Consider the following 14,384-nt stretch of genomic DNA (forward strand, 5'->3'; position numbering starts at 1 on the left):
AAAGCAATAGCAGCCACGCAGGGCGTGGCTCTACGGCGGTTCGCTGGCGTCCTGGAAAATACAGAAAGCGGATACGCCAGTTCGCCGGCGTCTTGGATAACGCCAAGAAGCAGATCCGCACAGTCGGCTGCGATGATTCACGTGGAACGTTTGGGCAAAAAGAAACCCGGCACTTGGCCGGGCTTCCTGGTTACCGCTGTTCCACGTGGAACCAAGCTTCAGGTCAGAGGCGAAGCGGCATCACCACGTGACGCGATTTCTCGCTGCTGGCTTCGCGCACCAGGGCGGAGGAGTTCGAATCGCGCAGCTGGATGACCACGTGCTCGTCGCGCAGTGCCGACAGGGCGTCCAACAGGTAGTTCACGTTGAAGCCGATGGCCAGATCGTTGACGGTGGTGTCCGCTTCGATCTCTTCCTGGGCTTCTTCCTGCTCCGGGTTATGCGCACTGATCTTCAGATTGCCCGGCGATACTTCCACGCGGATACCACGGTACTTCTCGTTGGACAGAATCGCGGCACGCTGCAGCGAGGCACGCAGGGCTTCGCGATCCACCTTTACTTCGCGGTCGGCACCGATCGGGATCACCGCCTCGTAGTCCGGGAAGCGGCCGTCAATCAGCTTGGAGGTGAAGGTCACATCGTCGCGCTTGACGCGCACGTGGCTGCGGCCGACCTCCAGTTCGATCTCGCGGTCGCCGCTTTCCAGCAGGCGCTGCAGTTCGGTCACGCCCTTGCGCGGTACGATGATCTGCCGCTTGGCCCCACTGGCCTTTTCCAGGTCGGTTTCGCAGAGCGCCAGGCGGTGGCCGTCGGTAGCGACGGTACGCAAGGCATCGCCGCGCAGGTCGAACAGCAGGCCGTTGAGGTAGTAGCGCACATCCTGCTGGGCCATCGCGAACGCGGTGCGTTCAATCAGCTCCTTCAGGGTCGCTTCGCCAATGGCCACGCGCTCGGTAGCTTCCACTTCGTCCACCGACGGGAAGTCGTTGGCTGGCAGCGTTGCCAGAGTGAAACGGCTGCGGCCCGCCTGCACGGTGATCTTGTCGCCGCTCTGCGAGACGGTGATCCGGCTGCCGTCGGGCAGGGCGCGGATGATCTCGAACAGTTTGCGGGCCGGGATGGTGGTCTCGCCGTCCTGGGCATCATCCACCGCGATCCGCGACACCATTTCCACTTCCAGGTCGGTTCCGGTCAGCGACAGCTGCCCGTTCTGGACCTGGACCAGGAAATTAGCCAGAACCGGCAAGGTCTGGCGGCGTTCGACCACGTTGACGACTTGTGCCAACGGCTTGAGAAAGGCTTCGCGCTGCAGTGTGAAACGCATGTGGTTCCGTGCCCCTATGCTTTAAAAAGATGTGGAATAAATCAAAAGCTTGGTGGTGATGGTAGAGCCAGAATTGCGGGAAAACACATCTAAGTATTTGTAAATAAAGGCTTTTATTGCCTCGAAACCCTCTGCACTACTACCCCCCAAGGGGTGGGGAAGACTGTGGATAACTTTCGACGCCCGTCAGACGACTTTTTTATCCACAGCCTGTCCCTCGCTTACACCCGGATTTTGCACCGTTTTATGCGATGACGCCCGTGCGGCGTGCATGCATCATTCGCTCAACTTCCGGATCAGCTTGTCCCAGTCTTCCCGCAACTTGCCGTCGGTCTCCATCAACGTCCGGATCTGCCGGCACGCATGCAGCACCGTGGTGTGGTCGCGACCGGCAAAGGCATCGCCGATTTCAGGCAGGCTGTGCTCGGTCAGTTCCTTGGTCAGGGCCATGGCGACCTGTCGCGGACGGGCCAGCGAGCGGGTCCGGCGCTTGGACAGCAGATCCTTGATCTGCAGCCCGTAGTAGTCGGCCACGGTTTTCTGGATGTTGGGAATGCTGATGGCCTGCTGCTGGGCACGCAGCAGGTCGCGCAGGGTTTCCTGGGCGAAGTCGGTGGTGATCGCGCGGCCGGTGAAGTTGGCACGGGCGGTCAGGGTATTGAGCGCACCTTCGAGGTCGCGAACATTGGAGCGCATCTTCTTGGCAATCAGAAACGCCACATCGTCGGGAATCTCAGCACCGCGCTCGCGGGCCTTCGCCAGCACGATCGCTGCACGCGTCTCGAAGTCCGGCGGCTCGATGGCCACTGAAAGGCCCCAGGCAAGTCGCGACTTCAGGCGCGCTTCCAGCCCTTCGACTTCGCGCGGGTACCGGTCGCAGGTGAGGATGATCTGCTGCTTGCCGTCGAACAGGGCGTTGAACGTGTGGAAGAACTCTTCCTGGGTTCGGTCCTTGCCGGCAAAGAACTGGATGTCATCGATCAGCAGCGCGTCCACCTGCTGGAACTGGCGCTTGAACTGATCCATGGTCTTTTCCTGCAACGCACGGATCATCGCGCTGAAGAACTGTTCCGAACGCAGGTACAGCACCTTGGCGGCCGGATTGGCCTGGCGCATGGCGTTGCCGGCGGCGAACATCAGGTGGGTCTTGCCCAGGCCGGTGCCACCGTACAGCAGCAGCGGGTTGTGCGACCGGTCACCCGGTTTCTGCGCGGCCTGGAACGCCGCAGCCAGGCCCAGCTGGTTGCTGCGGCCTTCCACGAAGTTGGTGAAGGTGTAGTGCGAATCCAGGTTGCCGGCGAACGGCACCAGCGGTTCGGCCACCGCAGCAGGCGCGGAATGGGCCGAAATCGGCGTGATCTGCGCCTCCACGGCGCGCGGACGCGAGCCGATTTCAAGAAAAACGTCGCCAAAACCGGCGAAGTGCGCCAGCAGTTCCTTGATCCGCGGCAGGTACAGCTCGCGGACCTGGTCGACGATGAAGGCGTTTGGCGCATAAAGCACCAGGCTGTCCGCGCGCAGATCGGCCTGCAGCGGCTTCAACCAGGTGTGAACATCTTCGGGCGGGAACTCCGCCTCAAGGCGTTCGAGACAACGGGACCAGGCATCCATCGGCAATAATCGTCTGGGGCCGGCAGTAGGGCGCAGAAAGCCGCCGTGCCGCAGGCCGGAAGGGGAAAGAATGGATGGCGCAGACTACCACCGACGCGGGGTGCCGGGAATGGTTGTCCCGAAGTTATTCACAAAATGATCCACAGCTATTGCACAGGCCAGTGAAATCCCGTAGTGACATGGGCTTGACGCGCCACGGGGTAGGTCTATAGAATTTCCGGTTCTTTCCGTCCCCTTCATATAGAGGCCCGCATGGCCACCAAGCGCACTTTCCAACCCAGCAACCTCAAGCGTAAGCGCGACCATGGCTTCCGTGCCCGTATGAAGACCGCTGACGGCCGCAAGATCCTGTCGCGTCGCCGCGCCAAGGGCCGTAAAGTCCTGAGCGCTTGATTGCAATGCCGCTTCCTGCGGCAGACGCAATCCTGACTGTGAGCAGTTCCGACCCGCGCAAGCGATTTCCTCGCTCTGCGCGGGTTCGTACGCGTGCCGAATATACAACGGTCTTCAACGGCGCCCGCCGTGTGTCCGAACCGCTGATGACCTTGCACTGGCTGAAGAGCGACACGCCGGCCAGGCTGGGTCTTGCCGTTTCGCGCAAAGTCGATCCCCGAGCCGTGGGTCGCAACCGTATCAAGCGTGTGCTGCGCGATGCCACACGCCACCTACGGCCGTGGATGACTGCCGGTGATTATGTCGTCGTAGCCCGCAGTTCCGCCCGTACCGCAAGCAATTCCGAGATCCGCCAGGCCTTTGAGCGCCTGTTGCGCCGGCTGGGCGCATTGCCCATGCCGGGCGCGGACGGCACAATGCCGCCGCCCGGGGTTGCACCCCTTTCCCAGTCCGAGCCGGCACCTGCTGCCGGCCCCGTCGAGCCTGCACGCTGATGAACCAGACCCGCGTTTTCCTGATTGTTGCCTGGCTGATGGTGGCCATCCTGCTGTGGATGCAGTGGGGTAGCGACAAGGCCCAGCCGGCGCCGAGCGCACCGGTGGCCGCCCAGACCCAGGCGCCGGTGCCGGGCGCAACGGGCTCCGTGCCCGGTGCCAACGTGCCGCAGGCCCCGGGCAGTGCCCCGGCCCAGCCCACCGCACAGGCCCAGGCCGGTGCCCCGCGCGTGACCGTGACCACCGATGTGCTGCGCCTGGTGCTTGATGGCGGCACCGTGCTGGATGCGGAGCTGCTGCAGTTCCCGCAGACCAAGGACGACGGCAGCCCGCCGGTGCGCCTGCTGACCGAAGACCCGGCCCACCCGTACCGCGCGGTGACCGGCTGGACCAGCCAGGACAAGAGCATGCCGGTGCCGGAAGCCAATGGCTTTGCGCTGGTGGGCGATGCCAAGGACTTCGTGCTGGCCAAGGGTCAGGACGAACTGCAGATCCCATTTGTGTGGAATGGCCCGAACGGCGTGAGCATCCGTCGTACCTTCACCGTCAACCGCAATGAATACGCGGTCAAGGTCAAGGATGAAGTGATCAACGCCGGCACCACCCCGTGGAGCGGCTATGTGTACCGCATCCTGGACCGCACGCCGACCATCCTGTCGCGCAGCATGACCAACCCGGACTCGTTCAGCTTCAACGGCGCGACCTGGTTCGACAAGGACGGCAAGTACCAGCGCCGCGCGTTCAAGGATTACCTGGACGATGGTCCGCTCAACCAGCAGGTCACCGGTGGTTGGGTGGCGATGCTGCAGCACCACTTCTTCACCGCCTGGGTGCCGCAGAAGGACCAGGCCGCGAACTACCAGCTGAGCCAGCATGACGGCCGCGACCAGATCCAGGCCACCGGCCCGGCGTTCACCGTGGCTCCGGGCCAGCAGGTGAGCAGCGAAGCGCGCCTGTGGGTGGGTCCGAAGCTGGTCAACCAGATCGCCAAGGAAGATGTGCCAGGCCTCGATCGCGTCGTCGATTACAGCCGCTTCTCGATCATGGCCGTCATCGGCCAGGGTCTGTTCTGGGTGTTGAACCAGGTCCACAAGGTCGTCAACAACTGGGGCTGGGCCATCGTGGGCCTGGTGGTGCTGCTGAAGCTGGTGCTCTACCCGCTGTCGGCGGTGCAGTACAAGAGCGGCGCGAAGATGCGTCGCTTCCAGCCGCGCATCGCGCAGCTCAAGGAGCGCTATGGCGATGACCGCCAGAAGTTCCAGACCGCGATGATGGAGCTGTACAAGAAGGAAAAGATCAATCCGATGGGCGGCTGCCTGCCGATCCTCATCCAGATGCCGATCTTCTTCGCCCTTTACTGGGTGCTGGTGGAATCGGTGGAACTGCGCCAGGCCCCGTGGCTGGGCTGGATCCAGGACCTGACCGCACGCGACCCGTACTTCATCCTGCCGGTGATCAACGTGGCGGTGATGTGGGCCACGCAGAAGCTGACCCCGGCACCGGGCATGGACCCGATGCAGGCCAAGATGATGCAGATGATGCCGCTGATCTTCGGCGTCATGATGGCCTTCATGCCGTCCGGCCTGGTCCTGTACTGGGTGGTCAACGGCGGCCTGGGCCTGCTGCAGCAGTGGTGGATGACCAAGCGCCACGGCGGCGACCCGGTCCCGGCCACCACCGCCCCGGTCAAGAAAAAATAACGACGACCACCCGGTACAACCCGGTAGCAGACGACCGTTTGGTCGTCTGGCCTGCAAAAAATAGAAAAACCCGCCGCCCGGCGGGTTTTTCTTTGCCAGCGATACAATCAACCCCGCGTCATCCCTCCCACGCCTCACCCCACCGGGTTCGCCATGTCCTGTGCGTCGTCGTTGTTCCGCCTGTCGTCCACCCTGCTGCTGACCCTGGCCATCGCCAGCTGCGGCAGCAACGACCCCGCCGCAGCCACGACGCCCACGCAGACCCAGGCCAGTACCGAAGCCGCCGCATCCGCAGACCCGGCCACCGCGCCGTTGCTGGCCGCCCTGCAGAAACAGCTCGATGGCCACCGCCGCATCATCGTGTTGCTCGCCGATGAGGCGCAGCAGTCGGCGCGCGACCGCGATACTTCCAGCCGCATCGGCCAGCAGTTGTTCCACGACGGGCTGGAACAACGCCAGGCCATCGCCGCGCAGTTCGACACGCTCCTGCGCGGGACCAGCCCACAACGCTTCAGCACGCTGGGCACGGTGCTGGATTACATCGAATCGGCACCCGAGCTGTACGACGCCGACCGCCTGGCGTTCCGCGAGATCCTGCGCGACCTGCATGAGCGCGTCGGCGCGGACTCCTCGCTGCCGGCGGTAAAGCTGCACCAGCGCATAGGCGAAGACCTGGACGCGCTCGATGAGATCGAGCGCAACTACAACCAGGAAATCACCAACATCTTCAGCCGCTTCGACCGCACCCGTGCGATCACCCTCAAGCGCGAGAAATGGGACGACTACATCGCACACCTGCACAAACAGTACAGCCGCGAAGCGATCCTGCGCGACTACGGCGTGATCGAGCCGTACCCGATGTCGATGAAGGACAGCGACCGCGAGATCTTCGGTCGTGACCTGCCACCCAAGACCGTGGTGCTGACCTTCGACGACGGCCCGCACAAGGCCTACACCGATGAAGTGGTCGCGATCCTCAAGCATTATGACGTGCCGGGCGTGTTCTTCGAAGTGGGCCGCAACCTGGGCCAGGTGCATGCCGATGGCGGCGTCACGCTGGGCCCCATGGCCAGCATCAGCCGCAACCTGATGGAGCAGGGCTATGCGGTGGGTAACCACAGCCTGACCCACGCGCAGCTCTCGCGTACCACCGGCGATGCGTTGCGCGAGCAGGTGCTGGCCACCGACACCCTGCTCAAGGACGTGGACAAGCGCCGCGCCCCGCTGTTCCGCTTCCCCTATGGCGCGCGCAACGCCGAAGGCCTGCAGCTGCTCACCGAAGCGGGCCTGAAGTCGATCATGTGGAACATCGATTCGATGGACTGGGCCGACCCGGTACCCGAATCGATCGTGCAGCGTGTGCTGGGCCAGGTGCAGAAAGAGCAGCGCGGCATCATCCTGTTCCATGACATTCACGACCGTGCGGTGAAGGCGCTGCCGCAGATCCTGGACCGGCTGATTGCCGACGGCTACCAGTTCGCCGGCTGGAATGGCCGCGAATTCACCGTAAGCCGCCCGCGCAGCGCCGCTGCCAGCGAAGCCACGGTCACCACCGGTTATGAGAAGTCGTGGGCGATCGTGATCGGCATCGACGAGTACGCCAAGTGGCCGCGGCTGGAATACGCCAGCCACGATGCACAGGCTATTGCCGATACGCTCACCGGGCAGTTCAGGTTCCCGTCCTCGCAGGTGATCGTGCTCAAGGACAAGCAGGCGACCCGCAACAACATCCTGGCCGCGTTCCACGACCGCCTGGCCGATGAGCGCACCGGCCGCAACGACCGGGTGTTCGTATTCTTCGCCGGCCATGGCGCCACGCGCCGGTTGGCGTCGGGACGCGACCTGGGCTACATCATCCCGGTGGATTCGGACCCGAACGAGTTCGCCACCGATGCCATTGCAATGACCGACATCCAGAACATCGCCGAAAGCATGCAGGCCAAGCACGTGATGTTCGTCATGGACGCCTGCTACAGCGGTCTTGGCTTGACCCGCGGCGGGCCGTCCTCGTCGGCTTTCCTGCGCGAGAACGCCAAGCGCAGCGCGCGCCAGATGCTCACCGCCGGCGGCAGCGACCAGCAAGTGGCCGACAGCGGCCCGAACGGGCATTCGGTGTTCACCTGGGTGCTGCTGCAGGCGCTGGCCGGCAAAGGCGACCTCAATGGCGATGGCCTGATCACCGGTACCGAACTGGCTGCCTATGTCGCGCCTGCCGTCTCGGCGGTGTCGCGGCAGACCCCGGCGTTCGGCAGCCTGCCGGGCTCACAGGGGGGCGAGTTCGTGTTCCAGGTGCCCGACAGCCAGGAATACCTCAATGCCGATACGCACCAGCTTTCGGCCGATGCGATCGCGCTCAACAGCCGCGTCGATGCCGCACAGGACGCCAAGCCGCACGGTGAGGCCCCGGCCGTTACCGTGGCCGACCTGCAGGGTGGCAGGAGCACGCTGGTGGTGCCGGCGGCCGTACCGGCCTCCGACCGCCAACGCGCGCAGCAGGCCAATGAGCGCGGCCTGCTGCTGTACCGCGAAAAGCGTTATGACGATGCCGTGGCCCAGTTCACCGAGGCACTCAAGCTGCGCCCGGATTTCGCCCAAGCCGCCAACAATCTTGGCTTCGTCTACTACCGCCAGCAGCGCTACGCTGAAGCGGCGCGCTGGCTGGAGAACACGTTGAAGATCGACCCGTCGCGGGCGGTGGCGCACCTCAACCTGGGCGACGCGTACTTCCACGCCGGCGACAAGGCCAAGGCCAGGCAGGCTTACACCACCTATCTGGCATTGCAGCCGCAGGGCAGCGGCGCTGCCCAGGCCCGCGCGCAGCTGGAGAAGCTCTGAGTCATGAACGCATCCACTGACACCATCGTTGCCATCGCCACCGCACCGGGTGCCGGTGGCGTGGGCATGCTGCGGGTGTCCGGCCCGCAGGCGCTGCCCATTGCGGTTGCACTGGGGTGCCCGCCACTGCAGCCACGGCATGCGCACTACGCACGCTTCCGCGATGCCGCTGGCGAGGTGCTGGATGACGGCATTGCCCTGTACTTTCCCGGCCCGCGCAGCTTCACCGGCGAAGAGGTGGTGGAACTGCAGGGCCATGGCAGCCCGGTAGTGCTGCAGCAGTTGGTCGGCCGCTGCATCGCGCTGGGTGCGCGACAGGCGCGGCCCGGTGAGTTCAGCGAACGCGCCTTCCTCAACGGCAAGCTCGACCTGGCCCAGGCGGAGGCCATCGCCGACCTGATCGCGGCCAGCGATACCCGCGCCGCGCGCGCGGCGCGGCGTTCGCTGGATGGCGTGTTCTCGCGCCGCGTGGACGATACCGGCGAACAGCTGGTGCGGCTGCGCATCCACGTGGAGGCCGCCATCGACTTCGCCGACGAACCGCTGGATACGCTGGGCGGCGATCAGGTGCGGCTGGGCCTGGGTGAAGTGCTGCGCGGGCTGGCAACGCTGCGCGACGACGCCGAACGCGGCCGCCGCCTGCGCGACGACCTGCACGCGGTACTGGTCGGCCCGCCGAACGCCGGTAAAAGCTCACTGCTCAATGCGCTGGCCGGCAGCGAACGCGCGATCGTCACCGACATCGCCGGCACCACCCGCGACACCCTGCGCGAGACCATCCGTATCGACGGGCTGGAACTGACCCTGGTCGACACAGCCGGCCTGCGCGAGGGCGGCGACGCGATCGAACGCGAAGGCATGCGGCGTGCGCGGGCCGAAATGCAGCGCACCGACCTGGCCATCATCGTGCTGGACGCCCGCGACCCGCAGGCCGGCTACGCAGCGGTAGCCGACGCGATAGCCGAGGTGCCGCTGCAGCTGTGGATCCACAACAAGAGCGACCTGCTCGAGGCCCTGCCGGCCGATATCGACGCCAACGTAGTGCACGTCTCGGCTGCCACCGGCCAGGGCCTGGACCGGCTGCACGCGCGACTGCGTGAACTGGCCAGCGGCAGCACCGGCGACAGCGTGGAAGGCGAATTCTCCGCCCGTGCCCGCCATGTGGAAGCCATCACCCTGGCCATCGGCCACGCCGAGCGCGCCGAAGCCCAGCTGGTGCATGAGCACCTGGAGCTGGCCGCCGAAGAGCTGCGCTTGGCCCATGAGGCGCTGGGCGAGATCACCGGGCGGATGAGCGCGGATGATCTGCTGGGGCGGATATTTTCAAGTTTCTGTATCGGGAAGTAGCCTGTTCAAGTCACCCTTGGAAGTGGGAGAGCACCCCGTACGCCACGGACCCAGCCAGCGTTGGCAATGCAACACTTCCGCGGCGCAACAACCGCAGCAACGCGACGCATGCCAGCGCCAGCACCACCATGACGATTCTGCCTGCCCGCTCATCGGTAGGCAGCAGTCCCCAGGCGGAGACGACGAACAGTGCGGAGATAGCTGACGGGCCTACACCCTCCAGCCATCGTTGGGCCGTCGAGCCGGCAATACGCTTCTGCCTGTGGCGCCGAGCGTGCCACAGCGGCACCCAACGAAGCAGGAAGGTGCCGGTAGCGCAAACCAGAATGATCCAAAGCATCTCGCTCATCGGGGAAGACGCGAGAACAGAGCGTGTGAAAGTGCGCCCGCCAGCACGCCCAATGCCAGCGCGTGGTGGCTTGCCATGAACACACCAAGCAACGCTGAAACTCCCGCAGCCACGACGACCGGCAAAAACGCCAGCGGCGAAGTCCCGTGTCCAATAGCAGTGAGAAGAACAATGCCGGCAGAACGAATGCCAGTCCCTCTCGCACCGCAGCCGGCCAGTTCTCGACGTCACGCACGAACACAACGCCTATGGCAGTACCCGCGACCCAGGCGACGTAGGCACCGACCTGGAGACCCAACAGCCAATGGTCCCGATGTTGCGGAGGAATACTCGAGATCCTGCTCAATGCTGTCGCGAAGACCTCATCCGTCAAACCGAATGCAAGCCAAGGCGAAGAAAGCCTCGAACTTCGCTGCGACCCTCGGGCGACCAGCGCAGGCCCGTACAGCGCATGGCGGGCATTCATCAGCAGGACGGCGGGAACGGCTGTCACGAGGCCCGCGCCCGAGGTCAGCAGCGAGATCAAAAGGAACTGGCTCGCGCCTGCGTAGACGACCAGCGACACGAGCATGGCCACGGCTGGCGACAAGCCAGCCTAGACGGCGGCTACGCCGAATGAAAAAGCGATTGGGAGATAGCCGACACCCACCGAAAGGCTGTTCCCCAGGCCCGCTGACAAGGCATCGAAGTCAGGACGCTTCATGAGACGCGCTTGCTTCGAGAGAAACAAGTGCTGATCTGGCAATTCCACAGCGCTCCGACAGTCCTGAAATCGTCAGGCCGCGCTCCTCTCGAAGGCGGCTGAGGTTGCGGGAAAGGGGCTTGGTCAATTCCATGTACAAACACTCCTGAAAGATGCGTTCCACAAAATGTACGGAACGCGGTACATGGGGGTCTGAGAACCAGCGCTCAAAGTCGGCACCCACGCGGACGTCCTTGACCCGGTTTCTGCCGAAGCTGGCGGATATGCCCTCTTCTTCCCGTTGTAACAACGCAGTGGCAGGATGTAGCCCATCTATTCCACGCCCCCGCCGCGTCGGCGCGGGCCGCCGTACCAACAGGGGTCTGCAGTGTCGAAGTCGTTGTGGGGTTGTGCGTTGCTGTTCTCGCTGGCCGTGGCACCATCGGTGGCCATGAGCGCTGAATCTTCCCCTCCCGCGTCCAAGGCGGCGGTCTATGGCCACCGCGGCGCCAGCGCGCTGCTGCCCGAGCACACCCTGGCCGCGTATGCGCAGGCCATTGCCGATGGCGCTGACTACATCGAGCCGGACCTGGTGATGACCAGGGACGGGGTGCTGGTGTCGCGGCACGAGAACGAGATCAGCGGCACCACCGACGTGGTCACCCGCCCCGAGTTCGCCAGCCGAAAGACCACCAAGACCATCGACGGCGAGCGCATCGAAGGCTGGTTCACCGAAGACTTCACCCTGGCCGAGCTGAAGACGCTGTATGCCCGTGAGCGCTTGCCGCAGCTGCGCAGCACCGCCTTTGACGGCCAGTTCCGCATCGCCACGCTGGACGAGATCGTCACTTTCCTGGTGCAGCAGGCCGGCCGTGCCGGGCGCGGGATCGGGCTGGTGCCGGAGATCAAGCACGGCACCTACTTCAAGGGCATCGGCCTGCCGATGGAGGACCAGCTGGTGAAGACCCTGCAGGCCAACCCGTACACCCGCGTGGCGCCGGTAACGATCCAGTCGTTCGAAGTGGGCAACCTGCGTTACCTGCGCAGCAAGCTCGGCCGCGACAGCAACATCCGCCTGCTGCAGCTGCTGGGCGACCCCAAGCAGCAGCCGGGCGACGTGTTGGCCGCCAAGGGCACCCAGCAGTACGCGGACATGATCACCTCGGCCGGCCTGGAGCAGGTTGCCGGCTATGCCGATGGGATCGGGCCGAGCCTGCGCCTGGTCATTCCGCTGGACGCCACTGGCAGGCTGGGTACGCCGACCACCTTGGTGCGCGACGCGCATGCGGCGGGGTTGCTGGTGGTGCCGTATACGTTCCGGCCGGAAAACTCCTTCATGGCCGCCGAATTCCGCCAGGGCGAGCCCCATGCACGCAATCCCGAGGGGTCGGTAGCGGAAATGCGCGCCTACCTGGCGACCGGTATCGATGCGTTCTTCACCGATGACCCGGCATTGGGCCGGCGCGCGGTGGATGGGGAGTCGAACGCGGCACGGTGATGCGTGGGCCGGCCAACGGCCGGCGCTACGGGGCTGACGTGGCGGTTACGTTTTTTGCGGTGGCTGGGTTTACGTGGGACACGCGTGGCGTGTCGCTACGCGCGGACAACGCGTGCGCGGCCCTTCCACGGGAAGACTGAACCACGGTAGCGCGGGCCGTTGGCCGGCCCAGAGGGTATGTCAACGTTCATCAGGCCGGCGGAACGGCAATACGACGAAATCGCGTCCTTCGCGCGGCTGCCACAACACCGGCACCCGGTGCGGGGAGGGTGGTTCCAGATCGCTGTCGCGCGGTGCGTCCAGCTCGTCCTCGTCTTCCTCCTCCCAGCTGTACCGCTTGCGCGGGGTCATCGGATCGGACAGGCGGAACAGCAGTGCGCTGATGATGCCGGCGAACGCACCGCCCATATGCGACTGCCAGGACACGCCTGGCTCGTGTGGGAGGATGGTGATCAGCATGCTGCCGTAGAACAGGAAGGCGATCAGGCCGGCGGCAATGGCCGGGCGGTCGCGACGCAGCAGGCCAAGCACGAACACCAGGAACATCAGGCCGTGGGTAATGCCGCTGGCACCCAGGTGGCGGCTGCCGATGTCGCCCAGCAGCCAGGCGCCGAGCCCGGAACCGATCCACAGCAGCGGGAACGCGCGCAGGGTGGCCTTGGGATAGACGCTGCCAGCCAAAGTGCCAAGAATTAATAGAGCGAAGCTATTGGCCGCCAGATGCTGGACCGAACCATGCAGCAGCGGAGCACCCAGGATGCCCAGCAGGCCCGCGCTATCCAGCGGGGCTACGGCCCAGGGACGCCAGTCGAAGTGGCCCTGCGCGGTGAACACCGCCACCAGCACCAGCACGAAGGCCAGGCTCAGGTTGAACGCCCGCACCACGCGGCCGCGGTCGTTACGGGGAGTGACCGGCGGCTCGCCGGCAGGCAGGGGCAGGTTGGCGTTCATACCCATAGGAATTGCGCCGCATCCGCCTGAACACAAGGGCAACGCAGCGGGAGAGAGAAGTGCCACCGACGGGACAATCCCGCCGGCGGCGAACACACGGTTACGCGTCGCCGATCTTCGGCGGGTTCTTCAGGCTCAGCACCACGGTGGCGGCAATGATCAGTGCAACCACGCCCAGCGAAATCGGGGTGGGGATCTTGAAGATGTCGATCAGCATCATCTTGGCGCCGATGAAGGCCAGCACCAGGGCCAGGCCATACGGCAGCAGGTGGAAGCGATCGGCCATGCCGGTCAGCAGGAAGAACATGGCGCGCAGGCCGAGCACCGCGAACACGTTGGAGGTGAGCACGATGAACGGGTCGGTGGTGATGGCGAAGATGGCCGGGATGCTGTCCACGGCGAAGATCACGTCGGTGACCGCGATCAGGATCAGCACCACGAACAATGGGGTGTACCAGCGCTTGCCGTCGCGCATGACGCTCAGGGCATTGCCGGCGTAATCGGGCAGCAGGCGCAGGTGCCTGCGCATCCAGCGCAGGGCGGGGTTGGCCTCCAGGTCCGGCTCCTGGCCGGCGGAGAACCACATCTTCCAGCCGGTGAAGAGCAGGAAGGCGCCGAACACGTAGAGCAGCCAATGGAACTTGGTCAGCAGCACGCTGCCAGCAAAGATCATGATCGTACGCAGCACGATCGCGCCCAGGATGCCGATGATGAGTACCTTCTGACGCTGTTCCTCAGGCACCGCGAAGTAGCCCATGACCATCAGGAACACGAAGATGTTGTCCACCGCCAGGGCCTTTTCGACCAGGTAACCGGTCAGGAACTCCAGGCCGACCTTGTTGGCCACCACCTGGCCGGCGGTCTCGTTCAGGTAGTACCAGAGGCCACCGTTGAAGGCCAGCGCCAGTGCGACCCAACCGATCGACCACCACAGGGCCTCCTTGAAGGTCACCTTGTGTGGACCGCCGTGGCGCATCAATACCAGGTCGACCAGCAGCGCGATGATCACCACCGCGCCGAAGCCGCCCCACAACCATAAATTACCGATCGTCTGCATGGGTTTTTCCGTTGAATGAATGAAATGCCTCAAGCCGGACGGCGAGGATCTGCAACGGAGGACCAGAGGGGATCCGGGGACAGAGCTTCGCCATACGGCGAAGGTCTCGCTCGCAGTCCCACCGGGTGGGACTGCCGTTGCAC

12 protein-coding genes are annotated in these 14,384 nt (G+C 64.7%); 6 read left to right on the top strand and 6 right to left on the bottom strand.

The window, feature by feature from the left end; genetic code table 11:
- Positions 1 to 223: 223 nt before the first annotated feature.
- Complete coding sequence (gene dnaN / locus J7J08_RS06655) at positions 224 to 1,324, bottom strand: DNA polymerase III subunit beta (protein ID WP_214902953.1); 1,101 nt, start codon at positions 1,322 to 1,324, stop codon at positions 224 to 226.
- Positions 1,325 to 1,600: 276 nt separating this feature from the next.
- Positions 1,601 to 2,935 carry a chromosomal replication initiator protein DnaA gene (gene dnaA, locus J7J08_RS06660; protein ID WP_214902955.1) on the bottom strand — a complete coding sequence of 445 codons (1,335 nt, stop codon included), beginning with the start codon at positions 2,933 to 2,935 and terminating at the stop codon, positions 1,601 to 1,603.
- 252 nt (positions 2,936 to 3,187) lie between these two features.
- Here dnaA and rpmH point away from each other — a divergent pair, with 252 nt between their 5' ends.
- From rpmH to mnmE, 5 genes are all read left to right on the top strand, one after another.
- Positions 3,188 to 3,328 carry a 50S ribosomal protein L34 gene (gene rpmH, locus J7J08_RS06665; protein ID WP_006404565.1) on the top strand — a complete coding sequence of 47 codons (141 nt, stop codon included), beginning with the start codon at positions 3,188 to 3,190 and terminating at the stop codon, positions 3,326 to 3,328.
- Positions 3,329 to 3,333: 5 nt separating this feature from the next.
- Positions 3,334 to 3,822 (top strand): ribonuclease P protein component, encoded by a 489-nt coding sequence (gene rnpA, locus J7J08_RS06670; protein WP_214902958.1) that lies wholly within the window; start codon positions 3,334 to 3,336, stop codon positions 3,820 to 3,822.
- Positions 3,822 to 5,522, top strand: a complete 1,701-nt coding sequence (gene yidC, locus J7J08_RS06675; protein ID WP_214902961.1) for a membrane protein insertase YidC — start codon at positions 3,822 to 3,824, stop codon at positions 5,520 to 5,522. The genes rnpA and yidC overlap by 1 nt, the downstream gene beginning before the upstream one ends.
- A gap of 153 nt (positions 5,523 to 5,675) precedes the next feature.
- A complete protein-coding gene (locus tag J7J08_RS06680) occupies positions 5,676 to 8,357 on the top strand; it encodes a polysaccharide deacetylase family protein (protein ID WP_214902964.1) in 2,682 nt (893 codons plus the stop codon).
- Between the two features lie 3 nt (positions 8,358 to 8,360).
- A complete protein-coding gene (gene mnmE / locus J7J08_RS06685) occupies positions 8,361 to 9,704 on the top strand; it encodes a tRNA uridine-5-carboxymethylaminomethyl(34) synthesis GTPase MnmE (RefSeq protein WP_214902967.1) in 1,344 nt (447 codons plus the stop codon).
- Positions 9,705 to 9,714: 10 nt separating this feature from the next.
- Here mnmE and J7J08_RS13370 read toward each other — a convergent pair whose 3' ends face one another.
- Together J7J08_RS13370 and J7J08_RS06695 are read right to left on the bottom strand one after the other, a co-directional pair.
- On the bottom strand, positions 9,715 to 10,053 hold the full coding sequence (locus J7J08_RS13370) for an AzlD domain-containing protein (protein ID WP_251006470.1): 339 nt from the start codon (positions 10,051 to 10,053) through the stop codon (positions 9,715 to 9,717).
- A 689-nt stretch (positions 10,054 to 10,742) separates the two neighbouring features.
- A complete protein-coding gene (locus J7J08_RS06695) occupies positions 10,743 to 10,889 on the bottom strand; it encodes a helix-turn-helix domain-containing protein (RefSeq protein ID WP_214902973.1) in 147 nt (48 codons plus the stop codon).
- Positions 10,890 to 11,186: 297 nt separating this feature from the next.
- Here J7J08_RS06695 and J7J08_RS06700 point away from each other — a divergent pair, with 297 nt between their 5' ends.
- Positions 11,187 to 12,233, top strand: a complete 1,047-nt coding sequence (locus J7J08_RS06700; protein WP_214903115.1) for a glycerophosphodiester phosphodiesterase — start codon at positions 11,187 to 11,189, stop codon at positions 12,231 to 12,233.
- 180 nt (positions 12,234 to 12,413) lie between these two features.
- Here J7J08_RS06700 and J7J08_RS06705 read toward each other — a convergent pair whose 3' ends face one another.
- On the bottom strand, positions 12,414 to 13,184 hold the full coding sequence (locus J7J08_RS06705) for a rhomboid family intramembrane serine protease (protein ID WP_214902976.1): 771 nt from the start codon (positions 13,182 to 13,184) through the stop codon (positions 12,414 to 12,416).
- 100 nt (positions 13,185 to 13,284) lie between these two features.
- Complete coding sequence (locus J7J08_RS06710) at positions 13,285 to 14,241, bottom strand: TerC family protein (protein ID WP_214902978.1); 957 nt, start codon at positions 14,239 to 14,241, stop codon at positions 13,285 to 13,287.
- Positions 14,242 to 14,384: the final 143 nt, after the last annotated feature.

Source organism: Stenotrophomonas sp. ISL-67, from assembly GCF_018612915.1.
GTDB lineage: Bacteria > Pseudomonadota > Gammaproteobacteria > Xanthomonadales > Xanthomonadaceae > Stenotrophomonas.

Coding starts and splice junctions, on each gene's coding strand:
- dnaN (WP_214902953.1), bottom strand. CDS start 1,324: ATGCGTTTCACACTGCAGCGCGAAGCCTTTCTCAAGCCGTTGGCACAA.
- dnaA (WP_214902955.1), bottom strand. CDS start 2,935: ATGGATGCCTGGTCCCGTTGTCTCGAACGCCTTGAGGCGGAGTTCCCG.
- rpmH (WP_006404565.1), top strand. CDS start 3,188: ATGGCCACCAAGCGCACTTTCCAACCCAGCAACCTCAAGCGTAAGCGC.
- rnpA (WP_214902958.1), top strand. CDS start 3,334: ATGCCGCTTCCTGCGGCAGACGCAATCCTGACTGTGAGCAGTTCCGAC.
- yidC (WP_214902961.1), top strand. CDS start 3,822: ATGAACCAGACCCGCGTTTTCCTGATTGTTGCCTGGCTGATGGTGGCC.
- J7J08_RS06680 (WP_214902964.1), top strand. CDS start 5,676: ATGTCCTGTGCGTCGTCGTTGTTCCGCCTGTCGTCCACCCTGCTGCTG.
- mnmE (WP_214902967.1), top strand. CDS start 8,361: ATGAACGCATCCACTGACACCATCGTTGCCATCGCCACCGCACCGGGT.
- J7J08_RS13370 (WP_251006470.1), bottom strand. CDS start 10,053: ATGAGCGAGATGCTTTGGATCATTCTGGTTTGCGCTACCGGCACCTTC.
- J7J08_RS06695 (WP_214902973.1), bottom strand. CDS start 10,889: ATGGAATTGACCAAGCCCCTTTCCCGCAACCTCAGCCGCCTTCGAGAG.
- J7J08_RS06700 (WP_214903115.1), top strand. CDS start 11,187: ATGAGCGCTGAATCTTCCCCTCCCGCGTCCAAGGCGGCGGTCTATGGC.
- J7J08_RS06705 (WP_214902976.1), bottom strand. CDS start 13,184: ATGAACGCCAACCTGCCCCTGCCTGCCGGCGAGCCGCCGGTCACTCCC.
- J7J08_RS06710 (WP_214902978.1), bottom strand. CDS start 14,241: ATGCAGACGATCGGTAATTTATGGTTGTGGGGCGGCTTCGGCGCGGTG.